Source organism: Marinilactibacillus psychrotolerans (assembly GCF_900101525.1).
In the GTDB taxonomy this organism is placed as follows: Bacteria; Bacillota; Bacilli; order Lactobacillales; family Carnobacteriaceae_A; genus Marinilactibacillus; species Marinilactibacillus psychrotolerans.
Genome location: NZ_FMZD01000029.1, coordinates 1 through 22,826, shown reverse-complemented (window position 1 = coordinate 22,826; position 22,826 = coordinate 1). Strand labels below are relative to the sequence as shown.

Genomic DNA, 22,826 nt, shown 5'->3' with positions numbered 1-22,826 from the left:
CGCCTAGTACTATGCCCGTAACTCGCTTTGCTTCGAACGGTCATAGCAAAAGAGCGAGATGTAAAATACATCTCGTCTCATGATTTATTTATTCTCTAACATTGTTAAAGCAATGCGTCCTTTTTTTAGATCCACAGAATCAATCCAAACTTTGACAATATCTCCAACAGCTACGACTGCGCTTGGATGTTTGATATATTTATTACTTAATTTCGAAATGTGGACAAGTCCATCTTGCTTAACGCCAATATCAACAAAAGCTCCAAAATCGACTACATTACGAACGGTTCCTTCAAGTTCCATTCCTTCTTTTAAATCTTCCATTGTCAAGACATCTGTACGCAAAAGCGGAGCCGGCATATCGTCACGCATGTCTCGCCCAGGAGCAACTAATGCTTTTACAATATCTTTATAGGTTTCAATTCCCAGTCCAGTTTCTTTCAAAACATTTTCTTCATTTATTAATTTGAATCGCATATCTAATTCTTCAGAGCCAATCTCTGACTTGTTGACACCTGCCATTTCTAAAATCAGTTTAGCTTCTTTATACGTTTCTGGATGAATGCCAGTATTATCAAATGGTTCTTTTCCATCTGGTATACGTAAAAATCCAACTGCTTGTTCAAAGGCTTTTGGTCCCAATCGTTTAACCTTTTTCAATTGGGCACGACTTGTAAACTTCCCATTTTCTTCTCTATAGTTCACGACGTTTTCAGCCGTTGTCTTTGTTAATCCTGCAATATGTTTTAATAAAGCAGCACTTGCCGTATTAACATTAACCCCAACTTGGTTAACGACTGTTTCTATAACAAAATCTAACTGCTCCGTTAAACGTTTTTGAGAAACATCGTGTTGATATTGACCGATTCCGATTGATTTAGGATCTATTTTCACTAATTCTGCTAACGGATCCTGTAAGCGGCGTGCAATACTCACTGCACTACGTTCTTCAACTTGAAGATCTGGAAATTCTCTTCTTGCTTCTTCACTTGCTGAGTAAACAGAAGCCCCTGCTTCATTTACGATAACAAAAGCTACTGCTTTTGAAACTTCTTTCAGATTTTCTGCCACAAAAGTTTCGGATTCTCTGCTGGCTGTTCCATTACCAATAGCAATTGTATCAACATCAAATTCCTCAACTAATTCTTTAAAGCGTTTAGCAGCTTCATTTCTTTTTTGTTGAGAAGCCGGTTTATGCGGATAAATTACATCAATTGAAAGAACTTTTCCTGTTGCATCAATAACAGCTATTTTACAACCTGTCCGATAAGCCGGGTCTAACCCTAAAATTGTCTGATCTTTTAGCGGTGCTTGCAGTAACAAGTTACGAAGATTCTCTCCAAATACTTGGATGGCCTGTTCTTCTGCTTTTTCAGTTAATTCATTACGAATTTCTCTTTCAATAGAGGGACCAATAAATCGCTTATAAGCATCATTAATTGCTTCTTGAATTAACTTGACTGCTGGCGTCATATCATTAACTGAAATTTCTTGTTTATACATGTAATGATGGATTCGCTCTTCATCTATATCAATAGTAACAGATAGAATCCCTTCTTTTTCTCCACGGTTCATGGCTAATATACGATGAGACACAAGAGATTTGATAGACTCTGAGTAATCATAGTACATCTCAAAGACCGATTTTTCATCCGCTGCACTATCTTTTTCTTTAACAAAAATCATTCCATTTTTACTTGTATAATTACGAATCCATTCTCGATATTTCGGATTATCAGAAATATATTCTGCAATAATTTCATGAGCGCCATTAATAACGGACTCAATAGTCTCAAGGTCCTTATCTTCATCGAGATACTTCTCAGCTTCTATTTTTACTTCTGTTTCTGGGAAAGCAAGGATCCATTCTGCAAAAGGTTCTAGACCTTGTTCTTTAGCAATCGTGGCTTTTGTACGACGTTTCTGTTTATAAGGTCTATATAGATCTTCAACGCGTTGCATTTGTACCGCTTGACGTATTTCTTTATCAAGTTCAGGAGTTAATTTCCCTTGTTCTTCGATCGAAGCCAATACATCTGCTTTTCGTTTTTCAAGATTTTGTAAATAAGCATTTCGTTCTTCTATTTCACGGATCTGAACTTCGTCCAACGTCCCGGTAACTTCTTTACGGTAACGAGCAATAAAAGGCACTGTATTTCCGTCATTTAAAAGATCCAATACTGACGTGATCTGTTTCTTTGAGTAATTAGTTAATTCTTTTGTCAACAATTCTAAAATTTGTTTACTTTCAATTTCTGCCAAACTTTTTCATCTCCAATAATTGTATTCAACTCTTCTATTTTATCATAAATTTTGATTGAGTGATTGTTTGGGTTGTTTAGAAAAAGATTTAACCGCACTATCCATTCTATAAAACCTCTATAATTAGAATAAATCTCTAATCCTTGGAGATTCATCATTTCCATGATATAAGCTTCTTTTCAAACGATTTAATTGTCTTTTTTTCAAAAGGTTCTAAATATCTATGACTACAAGTGTTTTTTCTAACTGTATTTTCACATCTTTTACGCTCCAGTGTCTTTTATTTCCTAAACATGCCGAAATATAGGTTGTATCCGCTTCTCGAAAGACTTTCCTGAAATGCACATGTCCCATTAAGCTATATTTAATATCAGGAAATTCTTTATATAAACTTTCGTATGACTTCGCTCCTAGGAAGGCATTCGCAAAATCATATATTCTATGTGGTAAAGGAACAACAAATTCATGATGAGTAGCTACATGTGTCATTAAGATTATTTTTTTATTTCCTACTGAAATAATATCCTTTCTCAGCTGATTTAACATCTGCATACTGACATTCTGATCACCTTTACCCCAATCTACATAATGTCGATCATTCCAAGAAGCAAATTTATATTTTTTTTTGTTAAATTGTTCTAAGGAATATTTTTCTTGATTTCCATATCCATAATCATACCATCCAGGTGTTCCAACAATTGCCCATTCTTGATTCAAGTGAACAGGGTGCCCTACTAGCGATTCTGCTTTTGACTGAAAAAATGCATCCACTTTATTTGTATCTTTAACATTATGTTTTTTTGCCCAGTAATCATGATTTCCCGGTACAAAATAAATACTTATACCCGATCTTTTTTTAATTTTTTCTATAAATTCCTGACTTTCCAAGTAATGATTCGAAATATCTCCAGCAATCAGCAAAATTTCTATCTGCTTCTCTTCAATAAATTGAGCAAGCAAAAAATCAACTGTCTCTCCTTCATTCAACGCTTTTTCATTAATATCTATATGCAAGTCAGATATCATTCCTATTTTCATTATTTAGTTTTATTCCTTCCGTAGAAGGTCGTTGAATGCATACCCTGTATTATCTACACTGTATTGTTTAACGATTCCTTCTTGGTCTAGTACAATGCCGTGAAGAGCCCCCCCATATACTGCTCCTCCGTCAATGCCGATTTTACCATCTTCTGTTGTCCAGATTGAAGTATTAGAGTGATCCTCATGAAGCATAGCTGTAACTGTATGTCCGAATACAATCGTTTTTCCTGTCTTATTTGGTTGGTCGTAAAAACCTTCTCTTATCCAGACAAAGTCATTATCGCTTGTATTCTTCCAATTATCGATGGTAAGATTCACTCCCGCATGTACAAACAGAACATTTCCCCATTCGTACTTTATAGGTAAGGTTTCAATAAACTGTTTGAGCCAAGGTACCCTGCTTTGTAAAGCAGCAGATAGCTCATAAGCATCATAAATAGTATGATCAGTTTTTAAAAATGAGTCTATCGTTACCATTCCGCCATTCATTTCGTAAAGTGCTGCATTATTTTTAGGATCCTTTATAAAGTCAAGCAGCATCTCTTCATGATTTCCCCTAAGACAAATTGCATTATGCTTTTCCATCAGGTCTTTTGCTAACTCAAAGCACGCACTTGGATCTTCCCCTCGATCTCCAAGATCTCCTATCATTAATAACTGTTCTTCTTCTGAATTCCAATATTCAAGCAGCTTTTTAAACATAGTAATTTGGCCATGTATATCTCCTATTACAAACATTTTATTTTTCATTATATTTCCCCCATTTCCTAGTCAACAGTTGTTCTGTATTTAATATTTTAACATACATTGATTCTTGTCTTAAAATATCTGAAACAGACTTTTTTAGTTACCGATTTAGCTTTCCTTATGAAATACAAAATGACATTTTCTGAAAAACACTCTTACTCAGATGAATTTCAAGCTTTCTTCATAGTATTCCAGTATTTCTAAAGGTATACTGAAAGTGTAAATAAAATTGAATCAATACACAGGAAGGAAGCAAAACAAATGAATTGGAAGAAATGGACAGGTATTGTCATTGTTTTGGCAATCTTAATTTTTATTGGATACAGTGTCTGGAATAGTTCTCAAACCGAACAATTACCGACTGCTAGAACCGCAACTGTTTCTGAAGATACTGTAACAGAAATTGTTGCATCTAACGGAACCATTGTGCCTTCTGAAACTCAAGAAATATCAGGACAAGGAATTGTTTCTGAATTAAATGTTTCAGTGGGAGATTCGGTTAATGAAGGAGATTCGATAGTTACTTATATCGATGGTACGGAATATACAGCTAACTTTAACGGTACAATTACAGAAGTAAATATAACAGAAGATGAACCTGATACTAATGCTCAGCAAGGTCAGTCATCCATTACTTTATCTAACTTAAATAATTTAGAAGTAGAGGTAAATCTTTCTCGTTCTGACGCTACTGAAGTCAAAGTTGATCAACCGGTTAAGCTGACTTACAATGACAAAGAATATGACGGAACTATTTCAACTATTGATCCAGTCGCAACGCAGCAACAGACACAGACTGGTTCTTCAAGTTCACTTGGAGCAGTCATTACTTTTAATTCCAAACCAGAAGGTCTTATTGCTGGGTTTGAGATTGATGCAGATATTACCGTTGCTTCAGCTGATCAGACATTAGTCATTCCTATTGAAGCTTTAAATTATGATGAAGATAATCTGCCTTATGTATTTACTATTGATGACAGCGGAATAGCGAACAAAGTAGATATTGAAACTGGTATTCAATCCAACACAAATATTGAAATCACTAGTGGGCTAGACAAAGGTGATCAAGTCATACTTTCACCAAGTGATGAAATTTCAAATGATACTCAAGTAGAAGTAGAAGACTAAAAGGAGGTGTTCTCGTGATTGAAATTACAGATATAGAAAAAATATATCGAATGGGTGGCGAAACCCTTACAGCTTTAAACAAAGTTTCTTTATCCATTCAAGAAGGAGAGTTCACCTCTATCATGGGGCCTAGCGGATCCGGGAAATCAACTTTAATGAATATTCTTGGCTTGCTTGACCGATTTGACAATGGACAGTATTTTCTTAACGGAACCGATGTATCAAGTATCTCAGATACAGAACGAGCTCATATCAGAAATAAAGAAATTGGATTTGTGTTTCAGTCATTTAATCTTATGTCACGGATGAATGTTTTAGAAAATGTGATGCTGCCCCTTGTTTACGGGAAAGTCCCAAGAAAAGAACGCAAAGAGCGCGCTATTGATGCCTTAGAAAAAGTTGGATTAAGCGACCGACTGAATCATTTGACAAATGAAATCTCTGGTGGTCAAAAACAGCGTGTAGCTATAGCTAGAGCAATCGTTAATCGTCCTTCCGTTCTAATGGCAGATGAACCCACTGGTAATCTTGATTCTAAAACTACAGAAGATATCATGCGAATTTTCCAAGATCTGAATGACGAAGGAACAACCATCGTTATGGTTACTCATGAGCCAGAAATGGCAGAATATACAAAAAGAACGATTCATTTTCGAGATGGCGCTCTGCAAAAAGATGAATATCTGGTACCAAAACGTTTATCTAAAGCGGAGGTGCGCTAATGTTTTTTAAAGAAAATTTAAAAATGGCTTTAGACAGTATCTTTGCAAATAAGATGCGTTCATTTTTAACTATGCTTGGAATTATTATAGGGATCTCTTCTGTCATTGCTATTTTATCTGTTGGGAATGGCGCTGCTAGTGAAATAACAGGAACTTTTAGTGATCTAGGTGCCACTACCATCAGCTTGAGTGCAGATGATTCTGAACAAACAGCTGATGTGTTAACAAACGAAGACTTGAATGTATTAAAGGAATCTATCGATGAAGTTCGGTATATTTCCCCAGATGAACAAACTCAAGGAACAGTCAGTTCAGGCGACAATTCCAGACAAGCTGTTATCTCCTATGGTACGCCAGACTTGCAATATGTCAGCCAAGCAATGAGCTCTTCATTAATAGAAGGTCGTTATTTTAATCAGAATGATTTTGATGAATCAGCAAATGTTGTGGTGATAGACGAAGATACAGCAGAAGCATTATTCGAACGCACAGATGTTGTAGGTGAGAGTGTTAAAGTAACTGTTGCCCAAACTTCTTTAAATTTAAGGGTAGTCGGAATTGTTGAAGGTAGATTTGGAGATATGCAAGGAGCCTTTGATACAAGTGAGTTACCTGTTTTTCTTGCATTACCAAATTCCACGATGGGTAGTGCGATACCACAATTATCAGGAATGAATTCTGCTACCGTTGAAGTTGAAGAGACAGATCAGATCGAACCGGTATCAGATAAAATTGTACGCTTACTTGAACTCAGAAATAATGCTGTTGGTGATAATATCTATACAGCAACAAACTTCCTGCAAGCATTAGATCAAGTAAATAATGTGTTGGGATTATTCATAAACTTTATTGCGGCCGTCGCAGGGATTGCTTTACTCGTGGGCGGTATTGGTGTAATGAATATCATGCTTGTCTCTGTAACAGAACGTACAAGAGAAATTGGTACAAGGAAAGCATTAGGAGCCACTACGAACACGATACTTGCTCAATTTCTGATGGAATCTGTTATTTTAAGTCTAATAGGTGGAGTAATAGGATTAACATTAGGGATTTTGCTAGCAAATGTTATCGCCGGAGCACTCGATATTGTTCCAGATATTACATTAAGCAGTGTTATTTTAGTTCTCTTATTCTCCACTGCTGTGGGTGTTTTCTTCGGGATTTATCCAGCTAGAAAAGCGGCAAAATTGGATCCTATCGAAGCATTAAGATACGAATGAGTTTTAAATTATATTAAAAAAATGCTTACTCTCATCTTATCCATATTAATGGATCAATTGAGAATAAGCATTTTTTATATGACTTAATTTAAACGTGAAGCATTGCCATTACAATAAAGTTTATAACAAAAAGGCCAGCAGTAACCCATATAACAGGATGAATTAGTTTAGCTTTACGTCTTACAACCTTTGTAATAATATAAAATACAAATCCAGCTGCAATCCCGTAGGAAATGCTATAAGCAAATGCCATGAAAATAGAAGCAAAAAATGCAGGAACAGCTTCTTCAAGGTCATTCCAATTAATTTCACCGAAAGCAGACATCATCATAATCCCTACCACAATCAACGCTGGAGCTGTAGCGGCTCCCGGAACAACAGCAATTACAGGAGAAAAGATTGCCGCTAGTAAAAATAAAATCCCTGTAGTTACACTAGTTAAACCAGTACGTCCACCTGCCCCAATTCCAGCTGTACTTTCCACAAATGTTGTTACATTGGAAGTACCAAAAACTGCTCCTGCCGTCGTTGCAATAGCATCAGCAAATAATGCTTTTTCCATTTTAGTATTGATTCCTTTGCCTTCATCCATCGCTTTCTCATCATCAAGAGTAAAAATACCTGTTTTACGCCCTGTTCCAATAAAGGTTCCGATTGTGTCGAAAATATCAGTTAATGTAAAAGCGAATACTGTAATAAATACTAATGCATATCGTGAAGGATCTGCTAGTAAAGAACCTAAGCCTTCGGAACTAAAAGCTGCTCCAAAGGTAGTACCAAGATCAGAAAATGCCGCTCCAATTGAGTTTGCTGGATTAGTCAAACCAGATAGGTCTGTAACACCCATAGGAATGCCAACTAGAGTAGTTGCAATAATACCAATCAAAATTGCACCTTTTACATTAGCCACTAGCAAAATAACTGTTATAATCAAACCAAATAATGCTAAAAGCACTGCTGGACTTGTAAAAGATGTTAAATCGGGTATGATACCCCCGCCCGTTACGACCGTACTTAATCCACCTTGATAAGTTTCATTAACTGCATCGAATGAATCATTGTTAACTACCATAATATCTTTAGCTTCAGAAGTGAACTCCAGAAAATTCGCATTCTTCAATCCAATATAGACGATAAATACCCCTATCCCTCCACCAATTGCGTGTTGTAATGTTTCGGGAATGGAATGAATGATCATTTTTCGGATACTTGTCATCGTAATAATAATATTTACAATCCCACAAATGAAAACCATCATTAGCGCTTCCTGCCAAGAAAATCCTAAAGCGAAAACTACCGTATAAGTGAAAAATGCATTTAGTCCCATTCCTGGCGCTTGTGCATAAGGGACTTTTGCATAAATCCCCATAATTAATGTACCAACAGCTGATGATATAATTGTAGCCAAGAATACTGCCTGAGAAGGCATGCCTGTTAAAGATAAGATTTGTGGATTCACAAAAACAATGTAAGACATTGCAAAAAACGTTGTTACTCCAGCTGCAATCTCCGTTCCGATATTGGTATTATTTTCTTTCAATTGAAAGTATTTTTCAAACAATGACTAAACCCTCTTTCAAATATTTTTTCTTTAATAAAATTGAAGAAATAAGTCAATACATCCCTATGTTTTAGCTTTTATAAAGCTAGCAATTATCCCTTCACTAAAAGTTGACTTTTCATCTATGACTAATTTTAGCGCATATAAAAAAGGATGAGTATGCTCATCCTTAAAAAGCCCCCGAACCAAAAAAACTGCTATTACAGCATTCTTTCCAGGTCCAATAGTCAATCTTTTAAGGTGATTGGTAGAAACGTTAGCCCATATCGCTAAACTATATTAGACGTATCATTTATAGATTCAGCCTCAATTATAATATGTGGAATACAAAAAAGCAACCTAATAATAGAACATTAAGATATAATATATTGATATCGTTCGTATTTTTAGGATTATAACTTATTCTTAGCTTTTTTATACTCATTTTTCTTTTGAAACCTTAACTATGAAATCACTTACATAAAAAAAGAGGAGCTATAAGACTGCTCCTCTTTTCAAGTATTTATCTCATCGTGACGAATTCTTCAGCTGCCGTTGGATGTATTGCTACAGTATCATCAAAATCAGCTTTCGTTGCCCCCATTTTAATTGCGACTGCAAATCCTTGCAGCATCTCATCCATTCCTCGTCCGATTCCGTGCAATCCTACTACCTTCTCTTCTTCCCCAACACAGACTAATTTCATATACGTTTTTTGTTTATTTCTAGTAATAGAGCTGTGCATAGAAGTGAAAACAGATTGATAGACTTTTACTTTCCCTTTACCATATTCATCAATTGCTTGTTCTTCTGTCATCCCAACAGTTCCGATTGTTGGATGAGTGAAAAATACAGAAGGAATATTTGTATAGTCAAGATATAAGTCTTTTTTTCCATTGAACAACCGCTCCGAAAGCCTTCTTCCTGCTGCTATAGCTACTGGTGTTAGTTCAACTCTACCTGTAACATCCCCCACTGCATAGATATTAGCAGCAGTCGTGTTCTGATACTGGTCAACCTCAACGTAGCCATCTGGGTATACATTTACATCTGTTGCTTCAATATTTAAGTTACTTGTATTTGGGTTGCGTCCAGTAGCCCATAGAATCAAATCCGTTTCATGAATAGTTCCATCTTCAAAAAACATCGTAAAAGAATGATCTTCATTTTTTTTCACTTCTGTAACTGATTTGTTCGTATGAACCTGTTTTCCTTCATTTTCTGCTAGTTCCATAAATCCTTGACAGATAATCGAATCAAAACCATACAATGGTTTTGGTTTCCGAATAAACTGATGAGTATTTGAATTAAAAGAATGGAAAATACCACTCATCTCAACTCCAATGTACCCTCCACCCACTATTGCAATTCGTTTAGGTAACTCTGTTAATTCAAACACACCATCTGAATCAATACCATATTCGCTGCCTGGTATATTAGGACGCTTAGGTTGCCCACCTGTTGCAAGTAATATATGTTCGGCAGAATAAACTTCACCGTCAACTTCCACTTCATTCTTACCTACAAATTTAGCATATCCTCTAATTAATTCGACTCCATTACTATCCAGGCCTTTTTTGTAAGCAGTGTGTAAGTATGAAATATAATCCTGTCTGTTTTTGACCATGCGCTTAAAATTTAGTTTCAGAGACTGTCCTGTTTCTATTCCATAATCTTCAGCATATAATCCAATCTCTTCCATCATTTCTGAAACATACCACATTACTTTTTTAGGCACACACCCAACATTTACACAAGTTCCACCTAGATAATTCGCTTCAATCAAAGCAACTTTAGCACCATGCATACCTGCTCTGTTAGCCGAAGCAATTCCACCGCTTCCACCTCCGATAACAAGATAGTCGTAATGGTTCTCTGATTTAGTGTTTTTCATTTTTCTCTCATCCTTTAAATCTCTTAGTTTTTATATTCTTACTAATTGTACATGAAAAGCATTAATTATTCTAAACTGTCTGAAAACATTAATTAATCACAGCATTAAGCTTTTCATTCTTTATTATACTTTCTCAATTATAAATCATCTTGAAATTTGCTTGAATTTATCCAAAAAAATAATACGTTCTATGTTACAGGTTCACTTTGAAAGATTTTTATGTTTCGGTTATACTGATAGATAATCTTAGTATGATTTAGAAAGGACTTGAATATGAAAAACAATGCTTCTCTCTATAAAACGCTTTTTAAATCGACATTTTTTTTGAGTATGTTCACTTTTGGCGGGGGCTACGTCATTGTTCCACTAATGGAAAAAAAGTTCGTCAACGAACTCAAATGGATTACTGAAGATGAAATGCTCGACTTAATAGCATTGGGACAATCTTCACCTGGACCAATTGCTGTCAACACTTCTATTCTAGTTGGATATAGAATGGCTGGCATACTAGGAGCATTGGTTACTGTTTTAGGTACGATCATACCACCTTTAATCATTATGTCACTACTCGCATACGTCTATAGGGCTGTAAGCACTAATCCTATTGTAAATAATATGCTTTTAGGGATGCAAGCTGGGGTGGCGGCAATTATTGTAAATGTTCTTTATAATATGGCTTCTCGTATTATTAAACAAAAAAAAATTATTCCAATAATCGTAATGATCTTGGCACTGATTGCAGGGATCATACTACAAGTAAATATTTTATGGCTACTCTCAATATCAGGAATTATTGGTGCAATGACTACTTATATAACCCTAAAAAAAACATCAACTAAGGAGGATGAAAATTAATGATTTATATTAAATTGTTCCTTAGTTTTTTTCAAATTGGATTATTTAGCTTTGGTGGTGGATACGCTGCACTACCATTAATAGAGCAACAGACAATTGATGTAAATGGTTGGATAACCAATCAACAGTTTATTGATATCTTGACATTATCAGAAATGACGCCCGGACCCATTGCAATTAATGCCGCGACATTCACCGGGAACCAAATTGCAGGCCTACTAGGTGGAGTCGTTGCAACAGTTGGGGTTACTATGCCTTCAGTTATTATTGTCCTTCTATTAGCTTATTTTTATTTTAAATATCAAAATATCAAAATGGTCCAAGGCATTATTCAAGGTTTGCGTCCAGCAGTTGTTGCTTTAATTGCTTCAGCAGGATTAACGATTTTCCTAACCGCCATGTTTGGGCATAGTGCTTTTCCTTTCCAATTAAATCAGCTTAAAATAGTCTCAGTCGTTTTATTTATAGTAAGCATTTTCTTAATGCGTAAATACAAACTAAGTCCCATTCAAATTATGGTTCTTTCAGGAGTTTCAGGGATTATCGTTTATGCTTTCGTTTAGCATATGCTAAAAAAGTATTTTACTCTTATCAAATGATAAGAGTAAAATACTTTTTTAAATAAATTATCTATTTAATTCGCCTTGACGATCATATTTTGTTTTTGGACGACTTTTGTGTCCATAAATCCTCGGCATTAATTTGCCATCAATAAACGGAGCGCATGCATTCATAATTAATATAGCAAATCCTACTCCGCCAGGGTAATCAAAGACAATTCTGAAGAAGGCTGTTAAGATTCCGCATCCAATAGCAAAAACCGTTTTTCCAGCAGGTGTTAATGATCCCGAACTATAGTCAGTTGCCATATAAGTAGCCGCAAAAAATAAAGTTCCTGTTAATGCATGAGTCATCATAAACGTAAAATCAAATCCGCTCCAAAAGCCCATAATCAGTACGGTAGTTAGAATATATAAAATGGGAATTTTAGGATGAATCACTCTTCTAAAAATCAAATACAGCATACCCATTAATATAGCTAATTTAGATGTTTCTCCAACATTTCCCCCTAGATTAATTCCTAAAAATAAATCCCATAATTTAGGTACCTGCTCTGAAACTGTTTGAGCGCCATCTCCAATAAATTCAAGCGGAGTAGCACCAGATATTACATCTATTCCCCAGGCACTAGGTAATACCCAATTGGTAATCCAAGGTGAGAAGAAAGCTTTCAACATAACTCTCGCAGCCACTGCAGGATTAAAATAATTTTTACCAATACCTCCATTCAGCTGTTTAACGACAATAATAGCAAAAATTGAACCAATCATCACAGTCCAAAGTGGAGCAGTTACTGGTAAACTAAGACCAATCAACATTCCAGTAACACATGCACTTAAATCATTGATTTTCACTTCCTGATATCGGAATTTCTGATAAATGTATTCACTTAGCACAGCTGTACCAATACCGACCCCCACCATTAACAGAACCCGAAACCCAAAGAAGAATATGGCAGCAAGCAAAGGAGGGACAAGCGCAATGAGCACTTGGCTCATAAGCCAAGCAGAAGTTCTTTTAGATCTGATATGAGGTGATGGTCCAACTCTCAATTTACCTTTAATATCCATTGTCTGGGCCATGATTTATCACCCTGCTTCCTGTTCTTTAATAGCCGCTTTAGCAGCACGAATGTTATCCAGCAGAGGTATTTTTGAAGGGCATATAAAAGAACAATTTCCACATTCTATACAATCCATTGCTCCAAGTTCTTTTGCTTTTTCAAGATTTCCTCTATCGAAAGCATCACTAATCAAAATAGGCTGTAAGCTGACTGGACAAACATTCAGACATTCCGAACACATTATACAATCTTTTTCTTCTCCTTCATTTGCCTCTTCAGGTGTCAAGACTGTGATAGCAGTTGTCCCTTTTATAATTGACACACCTAAATCAGAGACTGGTTTCCCCATCATAGGTCCTCCGGAAAGTACTTTTCCAGGTACTTCAGAAAATCCACCACAATCTTCAATAAGAGAATCCATAGGTGTACCAATTCTTACCCGCAGATTCTTAGGTTCTGTTATCGGGGTTCCTGAAACTGAGACAATCCTTTCAATTAATGGTTCGCCCAGTTCACATGCTTGGTAGCACGCACGAATAGTGGAAGTGTTCATAACGACACACCTAACTTCAGCAGGCAATCCACCTGGTGGAACTTCACGACCAGTCATTGACTGTATCAACCCTTTTTCAGATCCTTGCGGATACATAGTCTTCAATGGTTGCACAACTACGTTGCGCATCCCTTCTGTTGCTTTTCTCATTGATTTTAAAGCATCTGGCTTATTATCTTCGATCCCTATGTATACTTTCTTCAGTTTAGGGAACAGCTTTCGAATCACTTGAATTCCTTCAACAATCTCATCTGCGTGCTCTATCATAACCCGATTATCTGAAGTTGAGTAAGGTTCGCATTCTGCTCCATTAATGATCAATGTATCGATCGTCATACCAGGAGGAGGACTTAGTTTGACGGCAGTTGGAAAAGTAGCTCCACCCATACCAACTATTCCTGCTTTCCTAACCGTTTCTATAATATCATCAGTCGACATTTCTTTTGACTTTCCTGGCTCAACGATTGGTTCACCTTGAATGTACTCATAATCATTTTTTATAATAATCGAGTCAACATCCCCGCTGGCAGAGGGCCTTTTTTCAATTGCAATCACTTCTCCAGAAACAGAAGAATAAATATTAGCAGAGATAAAACCTCCTGCTTCAGCGATCATCTGCCCAACTTTCACTTGATCTCCGACTTCAACTATAGGTTTAGCGGGCGCTCCAATATGCATTGAGACAGGAAAAATAAGCACTTTCGGAACAGTAGCTTCTTCAATTTTCAACTGTCTTGTTCTTTCTTTCTCTTCTTCAGGGTGAGACCCACCCTGCTTTCTCATAAAAGAAAATCTCATCATAACCGCCCTTTCTATTTTAAATTTAATTATATATTATTATCAAATATCATTTCATGTACTCTTTTTTATTATACCCAACATAAAAACTATATAAAAGTAATAACATTCAAAAGGCAAAATATTGCAATTTATTAAACTTTTCTTTAGATTTCTTGTATTATAAATATTAATAATATATGAGGTGATAATCCTATGGTTGAAACTTATTGGGAAATGTTGATCAGATTAGTTATTGCTGCTTTTGTAGGCGGAATTATTGGTTATGAGAGAGAGTTAAAAGGAAGAGATGCAGGTATCCGTACACACACGCTAGTTAGTCTTGGGGCAGCTGTTATTACATTAACACAGTTAGAAGCGAGCGAATGGGTCATCAATTTTGCTAGAGAAAATGCAGATCTACCGCCTGTGCTTACTACAGATATTACCAGATTAACCGCCCAAATCATCAATGGGATAGGTTTTTTAGGCGCAGGTTCAATTATTGTTAGTAAGCGAAGTGTAACTGGATTAACTACTGCTGCTTCTATATGGGCAGTGGCAAGTTTGGGTATTGCAGTAGGAATGGGTTATTATTTTATTTCATTGTCTGGAACATTAATCATGCTGCTCGTGTTGAGGGTTATCAAAAACCTATTTCGTTTTGATCGCTCAAAACAATTCGAAGTTAAATACAAAAACCGTAATGAAACCATTCAATATTTAGAATCTTGCTTTCAAAAGTATCATGTCACAATCGTTTCTACAGACCATTCAATTTCTTATTTAGAAGACGGCACATCTATATGCCAGGACTCATACTCTTTAAATTTACCTGAACAATTTAATATGATGGATTTCATTGCTGATATTGGAGAATATTATACAATTTTAGAAATAAAAACGATTAAAACTTCTTTAGATAATTGGAATTAATCATTAATTTTTTCACTTATCCAATCATTACTTCAAACCTAACTAGATATTACATTTAATCCATAAATATACTTTAAAAAAGTGAAACCAAAAATTAATGGTTCCACTTTTCCCTCTATTTAAATTGAGATTCATGTAAACGATAATAAAACCCTTTTTTCTGCATTAGTGTATCGTGATTTCCAACTTCTACGACAGCTCCCTTATCCATTACTAAAATCACATCAGCTTCTCTAATTGTTGATAGTCTATGAGCAATAACAAAGCTCGTCCTATCCTCCATCATTTTAAGAAAAGCTGTTTGAATTCTCACTTCTGTTAGTGTATCCACAGAACTAGTTGCTTCATCTAAAATTAGCATCGGAGGGTCTGCTAGCATGACTCTTGCAATTGTTAGAAGTTGCTGTTGTCCTGTTGAAAGTGATATGCCTTTATTCCCTAATTTTGTATCATAACCTTTCGGCAATCGTTCAATAAAGGAGTGTGCATAAGCAGACTTTGCAGCAGCAACAATTTCTTCCTCTGTAGCATTTGGTTTTCCATAGCGAATATTTTCTTTTACAGATCCATCGAATAACCATGTATCTTGTAAAACCATTCCAAAGTTTTTCCTCAAGCTGTCTCGTGTATAGGCTGTACTTTCTATACCATCTATTTCTATAGTCCCATTATCTAATTCATAAAATCTCATTAATAAATTAATCAATGTAGATTTCCCGGCACCAGTTTGACCAACAATCGCAACAGTCTCTCCTGCTTTAACATCTATTGAAAGATTTTTGATTAACTCAACATCGGGGTCATAAGTGAAAGAAACCTCTTTGAATTCTACTTTTCCATTTGGATTTTCCATTACAATTGCTTTTGTTAGATCGGGTACTTCATTCGGCGTATCAATAATTTTATAAATTCGGTTAAGACCTGCAATCGCTGTCTGAACTTGTGTCATAATCCCAGAAATTTCTATAAATGGTTTTGAAAATTGAGAAGAATAGATAACAAAGCTTGAAATCGTACCAATTGTAACGGCTCCTACATTATTGATGACTAACACTCCGCCGATCACACCAATCATAAGGTAAGCGACATGATCAATAAATCGACTAGCTGGATTCGTAATCGAAGAGGCAAATTGTGCTTTTTGACCCCAATTATATAATGTTAAATTCATTTCTTGAAAGTTTTCTTCCATTTTTTTTTCATAATTAAATGCCTTAACCACTTTTTGTCCAGTAATCATCTCTGAAGCATACCCAGAAAGATTCCCGAGAATATTTTGCTGCTGGGAAAAGTATTTTTGCGAATGTTTCGTTACCAGCCAGCCAACAAGAAAAAAAAGTGGTGTAACTGATAATACCACTAGAGTAAGCACCGGACTTAAATAAAGCATAAATCCTAAAGCAGATAAGATTATAATAATCCCTGTAAATAAGTTGCTGAGTATCAATACTAATGCTTCTGATAAACTCTCTAAGTCATTAGTAAAACGGCTGACCACATTACCATGTACGGTTTGATCAAAAAAACTAAGTGGTAACTGATTCAACTTTTTGAAAGTATCAATCCTCAAGTCTCTAACAACCTTGAATGAAACTTCATTTGCAAACACCCGCACTAACCATTGAGATAACAGGGTAATAAGATAAGCAATTCCTAGCCAGATAAGTATCCTAGTCAGGGCATTGAAATCTACTGCTCCTGCTTCCACTAAAGCATCAATCCCAACACCAATCAAATACGTCGAAAGAACCGTCCCTATCCCAGTAATTATTGCAAAAAACAAAGCTGCTATGACAATCAATTTATATTGTTTTAAATAACTCAATAATCTATTAAAATCTGAAGGTCGGATCGTTTTTATTTTCATTCTTTTTCCTCCTTCAGTACAATTGATTCTGGTTCAGTTTGGGACTTATAAATTTTCTGATAAGTCTCTGATTCTTGTAATAAATATTCATGAGTCCCACTGTTCTCAATAATTCCATTATTCATCACTAAAATCTGATCAGCTGTTTGAATCGAGCTAAGTCTTTGGGAAACAATGATAATACTGGCATTTTTTATTTTTTTCAAAGCCTGTCTTAATTTATAATCTGTCTCATAATCCAGTGCACTCAGCGAATCATCTAGAATAATCACTTTAGGCTTAGATACTAGTGCTCTAGCAATCGTCAATCTCTGCTGCTGACCACCAGAGAAATTTTTCCCGTTTTCTGAAACTGGTGAATAGAGTCCTAATGGTAATTCTCTTACAAAATTATCCATTTGTGCTATCTTCAATGCTTCATATAGTTCTTCGTCAGTAGCTTCTTCTTTGCCCCATCTTAAATTTTCTACAATCGTCCCCCTAAAAAGCGTATTTTTTTGTGGAACATAACCGATTAAATTTCGTAATGTTTTTAGTCTATAATTTTTCACATTTTGATTAAAGACTGTCACGCTACCTTCAGTTACATCATAAAATCGAGGAATAAGCTGTACCAAGGTACTCTTACCACTACCAGTAGGGCCTGTAATTCCAATGACATTTCCAACTGGAACAGTAAAATTAATTATATTTAATGCTTTAGCAGCCTTTTTACCGTAATCGAAAGATACCTGGTTAAAATTTATAGCAGATGTCCCCTGAGTATCAGTTAACTGGTCTGTTATAGAAGATTCAGGTAGATCTTCAATAGAGACTGCAGTATCCAGCACTTCATTGATCCTAGAAGCTGATGCTTGTGATTTCGTAAAAATTACCACTAGATTAGCCACAACAATTAATGCTAAAAGCATTTGATTCATATAATTAATAAGTGCTAAAACCTCTCCCTGAAATAACGCACCATTATTGGTTTGGACAGCTCCAATATAAAGTATAATCATAATTCCTAGATTCATTACTAAAGTTGTACTTGGTGTCATCAAAGCCGATATATTATTAACAATAATATTTGCTTTTGACAGTTGTTCACTATTTTCTGTAGAGCGATTTAATTCGTGTCGTTTTCGTGCGAAAGCTCTAATCACTCTAACTCCAGTCATATTCTCACTAACCGTCTGGGCCATATCATCTAGTCTTTGTTGAACTTTTTTATATAGAGGTATGGTTATCCACATAATCAATCCTAGCATTAGTGCAAAAATAGGAAGTAATACTGCAAATATCAAAGATAGCTTCGGACTAATATAGAATGCCATAATAATTGATCCGATACTAAGAAAAGGAGCGCGTATAACTAATCTTATCAACATGGCCAAAGCCAGTTGCATTTGATTGACATCATTGGTCACCCTTGTGATCAATGTTGAAGGACCAAATTCATCTAATTCTTTATGCGAAAATGTATTAATTTTTTTCGTCAGAACCTCTCTTAACTCTGTTCCATATCCTTGAGAAGCAATAGATGAGAAATATTGACAAATCATTGCAAAAATAAATCCTGCAATGGACAGTCCCAACATCATTCCACCCATCTGTAAAACATATCTTGTATCTCCTTGATTAATTCCTCGATCAATCAACCTAGCTAAGAAAATGGGTAAAAATAATTCGAACACTGCTTCTATCAATTTCGAAACAGCTCCTATATAAGCATATATCTGATTTTTTTTAGCATATTTCAATAATCTTATCAATTGATCGACCCCTTATCATACCTTACTTTTAACTCTATCACTAAGTTTAGCGTATGGTTCCATTACTAACAAATACTTATATCATTCATATACATATATATAATGATATAGTAAAGCGCCTTCTATATTATTTTATTGATTCAATCGAATCTGCAAAAGCTTCTATAAAGTCAAGGGTCAGAGCCGAATGTTGCCGATCAGTCTTCCATACTACTGCCATCTGAGTAGTTAACTCTTTTGCATTAATCGCTTTATATTGAAGTGTTTTTCTATCATGGAATGATAATGCAGACAATGGTACCACCCCAACACCTAACCCAGCTTTAGTCCAGTTTAATGTTGTTCGAGCATCATCATTTCTACATCTAATATTTGGTACGATTTGCTCCGTTTCAAACACCGATTGAAGTAACTCATTAAATCTTCTATATATTATCAAAGGCTCTCTTTCTAATTCCTTTAAACTAATTATGTCTTTATTTTTTCCAATAACTTCTCCCATAGGAAAAACAGCTACAATAGGTTCCGTTTTTGCATACCGCACGGTTAATCCACTTTTCCTAAATGGTGTTCTAACTATTCCAACATCAATAATCCCTTTATCCAACATTTCAATTACCTCATAGCTGTTTCCTTCATGAATATCAAATTGTATATTTGGGTAGAGCTCGGCAAATTTCGCTATAGAAGCATCAGGAATAATCGTGCTTGAGGATGAAATTGTCCCAATAGCTAAGGTACCAGCATTTCCCTTTTTGTATAATTCCAACTCTCTAGTAGTAGAAGTGGTCAATGAAAAAATTTGCTCTGCTCTTTCTTTAAGTAATTTCCCTGCTGGAGTTAAAGTAATATTTCTTGACCCTCTTTTCATCAACTGAACTCCTAATTCTTCTTCCAGCATTCTTAACTGATAACTTAAAGGAGGCTGCGCTATATGAAGTTTCTTTGCAGCAGCTGTAATCTGTCCTTCTTCTACGATCATCAAAAAATATTTTAATTGTTTTAAATTCATATGAATCTCTCCTTTCATAACTATACAAATTTCATTATACTACACTGTCTATTATACATTTTAATCTAATTTTAGCCTGCTTCTATCTTCTAGAAGCAGAATAGTTTGCAAATCTTAAAATAGACTATAAGATAAGCTTAGAGATAAAATTAAATAATTAAAACTTATAGGAGGAATAATCATGGTAGAGACAAAAGCACCTTTTCCACTAACGAATAAGGTTACCGCAAAGCTTGGTACAACAGACTATGAAGTTAAAAATGGTACAAAAGAAGATGTGCAAAAAATTTTAATCGAAGAAGAAAATATCGTTTTTTATATTTTTCCTAACCAGATTTTCTTGTATTCACATCCCGTATCAACCGGTAGAGAATGGCATTCAAATGGTGCGATTTCTGTAAATGATGATGACATGGTGTAACTGTCAACCACAAATGTGCACTTTTTGCCAGATGACTTTGTGCACTTTTTATTCAAAAATTGTTTCACGATGTTTCATTCGATGACTTTCGCCATCCATATGAATCACTTCACAACGATGAAGAAGTCGATCAAGGATCGCTGTCGCAATCCCTTGATCTCCAAGCATCTTTCCCCAACTGTCTGGGCCTTTATTAGATGTTAAGATGATCGAACTCTTTTCATATAAATCACTAATGAGTTGGAAAAAAAGATTAGCTTCGTTTGTTTCCATTGCCATAAACATCATATCATCAATAATGACTAAATCAGCTTCTCTCATACGTTTGAGGCGAATTGCCGACTTTCGCACATAACCTTCGGTTTTGAGCAGTGAAATCAACTCACCCATCGAGATAAAAGTGACTTGTTTGCCTCGTTCAATAGCTTCCAATCCTAATCCAATCGCTATATGCGTTTTCCCCACACCAGGTGGACCTAAGAGAACGAGATTAAACATTTGATCTAACCAATCGTATTCTTTAAGCTGATCAATCTGTCGTTTACTGAGTGAAACTGATTCTTTAGGATCAAAGTCCTCTAAGGACTTTTCAAAAGGAAATTGTGCCCATTTTAAATACTTTAATCGTGTCTTTTCTTCTCGACGCTGTTCTTCATGATTACATAATGCCACAAGCAGCTCTTGATACGTCCAGGACTGTTGTTCCGCTTCCCGAAGGAACGAAGGTAGTGCCTGGGCTGTTTCGGTCATACGGAATTGCTTGAATTGTGCTTGAAGTACCTCTGTTGTTCCTATTGTCGTTCGCCTCCTAGTACCTCTAAGTATGACTCAAAAGAACGTTCTCTAGCGGTAATTGTTTGATAGTTTTCGGATAACTCGTCACTCTTTTCAGAGTGAGTATCTGTCTGGACATGTCGACGAGCTATCTCTATTGCCACGTCTCTTAAATCGACGGCACTGAACAATTTCAATGCTAGACATTCGGTTAATGCTTGGTCCAACACATCACTGTTTTTATCTACGATGGACTCTATGACTCGTAATTGATCCCTAATGTGTCTAGGATATTTAACTTTTAGTTGATCAATAAAGACTGCTGCTTTCTCTTTTTCTTCAAAGTTGCGGAGTACTTCACAGATATGCAGCTCAAGTTTTTGTCTCTTATCTTTTTCGCGACCATGATTAGAATCCTTGATTAGCTTGCCTTTTCCTTTTGTTAAGGGATGTTGGGCAATCAGTCGATCGCTCTTCATATCGTACGCGTAAAGATGGGTGTCGCTTGTTGTTATACGGACCTTCGTTGTTTTTCTTGATTGGTAGGTTCCTATAGGAACCGAGTAGTAATTTGATTGAAATTGAAGCGTATTGTCTTTCAATATGGTCTTTGTTATACTTTCATTATTCGAAAGAATGCGTTTCTTAGAGATCGAGATGAGGTGTGGCTTTTCCAGAGTGAACACGTCTATCGGTCTCTTTTTTGTTTTCTCATGAACTTTGTAATTGCCCGTTCGTTCTAACCAGGCTTCGCATTGTTCTTGCCATGACCTAATTGTCCGAAATCGGCGTCCTCTCGCAAAGTTATATTTAACAAATTTAATAACAGCTTCGACTTTTCCTTTTGATTCTGGATCAGCGGCACGACAGACATGAACGATAAATTGTCTCTCCAATACATACGACTGAAATTGCTTAGTAAATAAGATATCTCCATGATTTTCACTGACAATCATTAGCTTATCTTGATCATATACGATTTCTTCTGTTCGTCCACCAAAATAATCGAAGGCGTTCTCGTGAGTTCGGATGACATCTCTGGTGGTGAAAGGCTTCTCCTGCCATTCAATGTATTTGAATCGAGAATGGGAGAGAACAAACCCAATACAATACAACTTTACTCGTTTATCGGTTAATGTACGTTGTACTATGATTTCACCAAAATCTACTTGAATTTGTTTACCAGCGGGTAGTTCAGGTACCGCTTCGTAATGACGATAAGTAAAGGATTTTGAGATACCGTAGGTTTCCCTTAACTCTTTGACATAAGAGCGAATGGTACTTGAAGCCGCTTCTTTGTAGTTGAATTGTTCATTCAGCCAGTCTTCAATTTGAGCTGCGGACAATTCTGGCTCATCACTAAGCCAATTAACTATCGTTTCTTTATAAGGGTCAAGCTTTCTTTCCCGAGTGGTCAGTGATTGAACCCAAGATATTGCTTCTTTGGGCTTCTTATGTAAATCACTTCTAACGGTATTTCTATGAATGCCGAGCATTCGACTTATCTTTGCGTTTGAGAATCCTTTCTTTTTATAATGGTGCACCTTTGCAATTCTATTCACTTTTTTAAAATCCACCTTTTCTTCTCCTTCCAGTCAATAAACTAACTGTTCTAGTTTATCAAAAGGAACGAAGTATTAGGGTAAAAGTGCACATTCTTTTCTAGCAATAACTGCACAATACAGTTTAGCAGTCACAC

Annotated in this window: 19 protein-coding genes and 1 riboswitch; of the genes, 7 read left to right on the top strand and 12 right to left on the bottom strand. The window is 35.8% G+C overall.

From position 1 onward, the window contains the following. Positions 1-84: 84 nt before the first annotated feature. The 3 genes from BLT22_RS11455 to BLT22_RS11440 all read right to left on the bottom strand — a co-directional run bounded on the left by BLT22_RS11455 (position 85) and on the right by BLT22_RS11440 (position 4,053). Positions 85-2,262, bottom strand: coding sequence for a Tex family protein (locus tag BLT22_RS11455; protein WP_091763407.1), 2,178 nt, complete (start codon positions 2,260-2,262; stop codon positions 85-87). A 213-nt stretch (positions 2,263-2,475) separates the two neighbouring features. After that, positions 2,476-3,300 (bottom strand): metallophosphoesterase, encoded by an 825-nt coding sequence (locus BLT22_RS11445; protein WP_091763403.1) that lies wholly within the window; start codon positions 3,298-3,300, stop codon positions 2,476-2,478. A 9-nt stretch (positions 3,301-3,309) separates the two neighbouring features. After that, a complete protein-coding gene (locus BLT22_RS11440; protein WP_091763401.1) occupies positions 3,310-4,053 on the bottom strand; it encodes a metallophosphoesterase family protein in 744 nt (247 codons plus the stop codon). 258 nt (positions 4,054-4,311) lie between these two features. Between BLT22_RS11440 and BLT22_RS11435 the strand changes: the two genes are divergently transcribed. The 3 genes from BLT22_RS11435 to BLT22_RS11425 are packed head-to-tail and all read left to right on the top strand — an operon-like array spanning position 4,312 to position 7,120. Continuing rightward, positions 4,312-5,178 carry a permuted SH3 domain-containing protein gene (locus BLT22_RS11435; protein ID WP_091763398.1) on the top strand — a complete coding sequence of 289 codons (867 nt, stop codon included), beginning with the start codon at positions 4,312-4,314 and terminating at the stop codon, positions 5,176-5,178. Between the two features lie 14 nt (positions 5,179-5,192). Continuing rightward, positions 5,193-5,900 (top strand): ABC transporter ATP-binding protein, encoded by a 708-nt coding sequence (locus BLT22_RS11430; protein ID WP_087060074.1) that lies wholly within the window; start codon positions 5,193-5,195, stop codon positions 5,898-5,900. Beyond that, positions 5,900-7,120: an ABC transporter permease gene (locus tag BLT22_RS11425; RefSeq protein WP_091763396.1), complete on the top strand. Its 1,221-nt coding sequence runs from the start codon at positions 5,900-5,902 to the stop codon at positions 7,118-7,120. Before BLT22_RS11430 ends, BLT22_RS11425 begins: the two co-directional genes overlap by 1 nt. An 88-nt stretch (positions 7,121-7,208) precedes the next feature. Here the strand turns inward: BLT22_RS11425 and BLT22_RS11420 are convergent, their stop codons facing one another. After that, positions 7,209-8,681 carry an NCS2 family permease gene (locus tag BLT22_RS11420; RefSeq protein ID WP_091763394.1) on the bottom strand — a complete coding sequence of 491 codons (1,473 nt, stop codon included), beginning with the start codon at positions 8,679-8,681 and terminating at the stop codon, positions 7,209-7,211. A 204-nt stretch (positions 8,682-8,885) separates the two neighbouring features. Continuing rightward, a riboswitch (purine riboswitch) is annotated at positions 8,886-8,983 on the bottom strand. Positions 8,984-9,183: 200 nt separating this feature from the next. Next, a complete protein-coding gene (gor, locus tag BLT22_RS11415; protein WP_091763392.1) occupies positions 9,184-10,554 on the bottom strand; it encodes a glutathione-disulfide reductase in 1,371 nt (456 codons plus the stop codon). 273 nt (positions 10,555-10,827) lie between these two features. On the opposite strand from gor, the gene BLT22_RS11410 reads away from it, so the two are divergent. Both BLT22_RS11410 and BLT22_RS11405 read left to right on the top strand, forming a co-directional pair. Further along, the gene (locus BLT22_RS11410) at positions 10,828-11,409 is read left to right on the top strand and encodes a chromate transporter (protein ID WP_091763390.1); all 582 of its coding nucleotides are present in this window, start codon (positions 10,828-10,830) and stop codon (positions 11,407-11,409) included. Next, complete coding sequence (locus tag BLT22_RS11405; RefSeq protein ID WP_091763388.1) at positions 11,409-11,972, top strand: chromate transporter; 564 nt, start codon at positions 11,409-11,411, stop codon at positions 11,970-11,972. Before BLT22_RS11410 ends, BLT22_RS11405 begins: the two co-directional genes overlap by 1 nt. Before the next feature lie 63 nt (positions 11,973-12,035). Here BLT22_RS11405 and BLT22_RS11400 read toward each other — a convergent pair whose 3' ends face one another. Further along, a complete protein-coding gene (locus BLT22_RS11400) occupies positions 12,036-13,052 on the bottom strand; it encodes an RnfABCDGE type electron transport complex subunit D (RefSeq protein WP_087060061.1) in 1,017 nt (338 codons plus the stop codon). A 6-nt stretch (positions 13,053-13,058) separates the two neighbouring features. Further along, a complete protein-coding gene (rsxC, locus tag BLT22_RS11395; protein WP_091763409.1) occupies positions 13,059-14,384 on the bottom strand; it encodes an electron transport complex subunit RsxC in 1,326 nt (441 codons plus the stop codon). Between the two features lie 195 nt (positions 14,385-14,579). On the opposite strand from rsxC, the gene BLT22_RS11390 reads away from it, so the two are divergent. After that, positions 14,580-15,299 (top strand): MgtC/SapB family protein, encoded by a 720-nt coding sequence (locus BLT22_RS11390; protein WP_091763387.1) that lies wholly within the window; start codon positions 14,580-14,582, stop codon positions 15,297-15,299. A gap of 115 nt (positions 15,300-15,414) precedes the next feature. Here BLT22_RS11390 and BLT22_RS11385 read toward each other — a convergent pair whose 3' ends face one another. The 3 genes from BLT22_RS11385 to BLT22_RS11375 all read right to left on the bottom strand — a co-directional run bounded on the left by BLT22_RS11385 (position 15,415) and on the right by BLT22_RS11375 (position 19,932). Then, positions 15,415-17,166, bottom strand: coding sequence for an ABC transporter ATP-binding protein (locus BLT22_RS11385; RefSeq protein WP_091763385.1), 1,752 nt, complete (start codon positions 17,164-17,166; stop codon positions 15,415-15,417). Next, a complete protein-coding gene (locus tag BLT22_RS11380) occupies positions 17,163-18,920 on the bottom strand; it encodes an ABC transporter ATP-binding protein (RefSeq protein ID WP_091763383.1) in 1,758 nt (585 codons plus the stop codon). Before BLT22_RS11380 ends, BLT22_RS11385 begins: the two co-directional genes overlap by 4 nt. Positions 18,921-19,047: 127 nt before the next feature. Beyond that, positions 19,048-19,932: a LysR family transcriptional regulator gene (locus BLT22_RS11375; RefSeq protein WP_091763381.1), complete on the bottom strand. Its 885-nt coding sequence runs from the start codon at positions 19,930-19,932 to the stop codon at positions 19,048-19,050. A gap of 181 nt (positions 19,933-20,113) precedes the next feature. On the opposite strand from BLT22_RS11375, the gene BLT22_RS11370 reads away from it, so the two are divergent. Next, positions 20,114-20,353, top strand: coding sequence for a hypothetical protein (locus tag BLT22_RS11370; protein WP_091763379.1), 240 nt, complete (start codon positions 20,114-20,116; stop codon positions 20,351-20,353). A 48-nt stretch (positions 20,354-20,401) separates the two neighbouring features. Here BLT22_RS11370 and istB read toward each other — a convergent pair whose 3' ends face one another. Both istB and istA read right to left on the bottom strand, forming a co-directional pair. After that, positions 20,402-21,148, bottom strand: coding sequence for an IS21-like element helper ATPase IstB (istB, locus tag BLT22_RS11365; RefSeq protein ID WP_256333880.1), 747 nt, complete (start codon positions 21,146-21,148; stop codon positions 20,402-20,404). Further along, positions 21,145-22,704, bottom strand: coding sequence for an IS21 family transposase (gene istA / locus BLT22_RS11360; protein ID WP_091761491.1), 1,560 nt, complete (start codon positions 22,702-22,704; stop codon positions 21,145-21,147). The genes istB and istA overlap by 4 nt, the downstream gene beginning before the upstream one ends. Positions 22,705-22,826: the final 122 nt, after the last annotated feature.

Bases quoted from the DNA above. Each gene is read 5' to 3' on its own strand.
- BLT22_RS11440 (WP_091763401.1), bottom strand. From the start codon at position 4,053: ATGAAAAATAAAATGTTTGTAATAGGAGATATACATGGCCAAATTACT.
- BLT22_RS11425 (WP_091763396.1), top strand. From the start codon at position 5,900: ATGTTTTTTAAAGAAAATTTAAAAATGGCTTTAGACAGTATCTTTGCA.
- BLT22_RS11375 (WP_091763381.1), bottom strand. From the start codon at position 19,932: ATGAATTTAAAACAATTAAAATATTTTTTGATGATCGTAGAAGAAGGA.
- BLT22_RS11370 (WP_091763379.1), top strand. From the start codon at position 20,114: ATGGTAGAGACAAAAGCACCTTTTCCACTAACGAATAAGGTTACCGCA.
- BLT22_RS11445 (WP_091763403.1), bottom strand. From the start codon at position 3,300: ATGAAAATAGGAATGATATCTGACTTGCATATAGATATTAATGAAAAA.
- gor (WP_091763392.1), bottom strand. From the start codon at position 10,554: ATGAAAAACACTAAATCAGAGAACCATTACGACTATCTTGTTATCGGA.
- BLT22_RS11390 (WP_091763387.1), top strand. From the start codon at position 14,580: ATGGTTGAAACTTATTGGGAAATGTTGATCAGATTAGTTATTGCTGCT.
- BLT22_RS11410 (WP_091763390.1), top strand. From the start codon at position 10,828: ATGAAAAACAATGCTTCTCTCTATAAAACGCTTTTTAAATCGACATTT.
- BLT22_RS11435 (WP_091763398.1), top strand. From the start codon at position 4,312: ATGAATTGGAAGAAATGGACAGGTATTGTCATTGTTTTGGCAATCTTA.
- BLT22_RS11405 (WP_091763388.1), top strand. From the start codon at position 11,409: ATGATTTATATTAAATTGTTCCTTAGTTTTTTTCAAATTGGATTATTT.
- BLT22_RS11385 (WP_091763385.1), bottom strand. From the start codon at position 17,166: ATGAAAATAAAAACGATCCGACCTTCAGATTTTAATAGATTATTGAGT.
- rsxC (WP_091763409.1), bottom strand. From the start codon at position 14,384: ATGAGATTTTCTTTTATGAGAAAGCAGGGTGGGTCTCACCCTGAAGAA.
- BLT22_RS11400 (WP_087060061.1), bottom strand. From the start codon at position 13,052: ATGGCCCAGACAATGGATATTAAAGGTAAATTGAGAGTTGGACCATCA.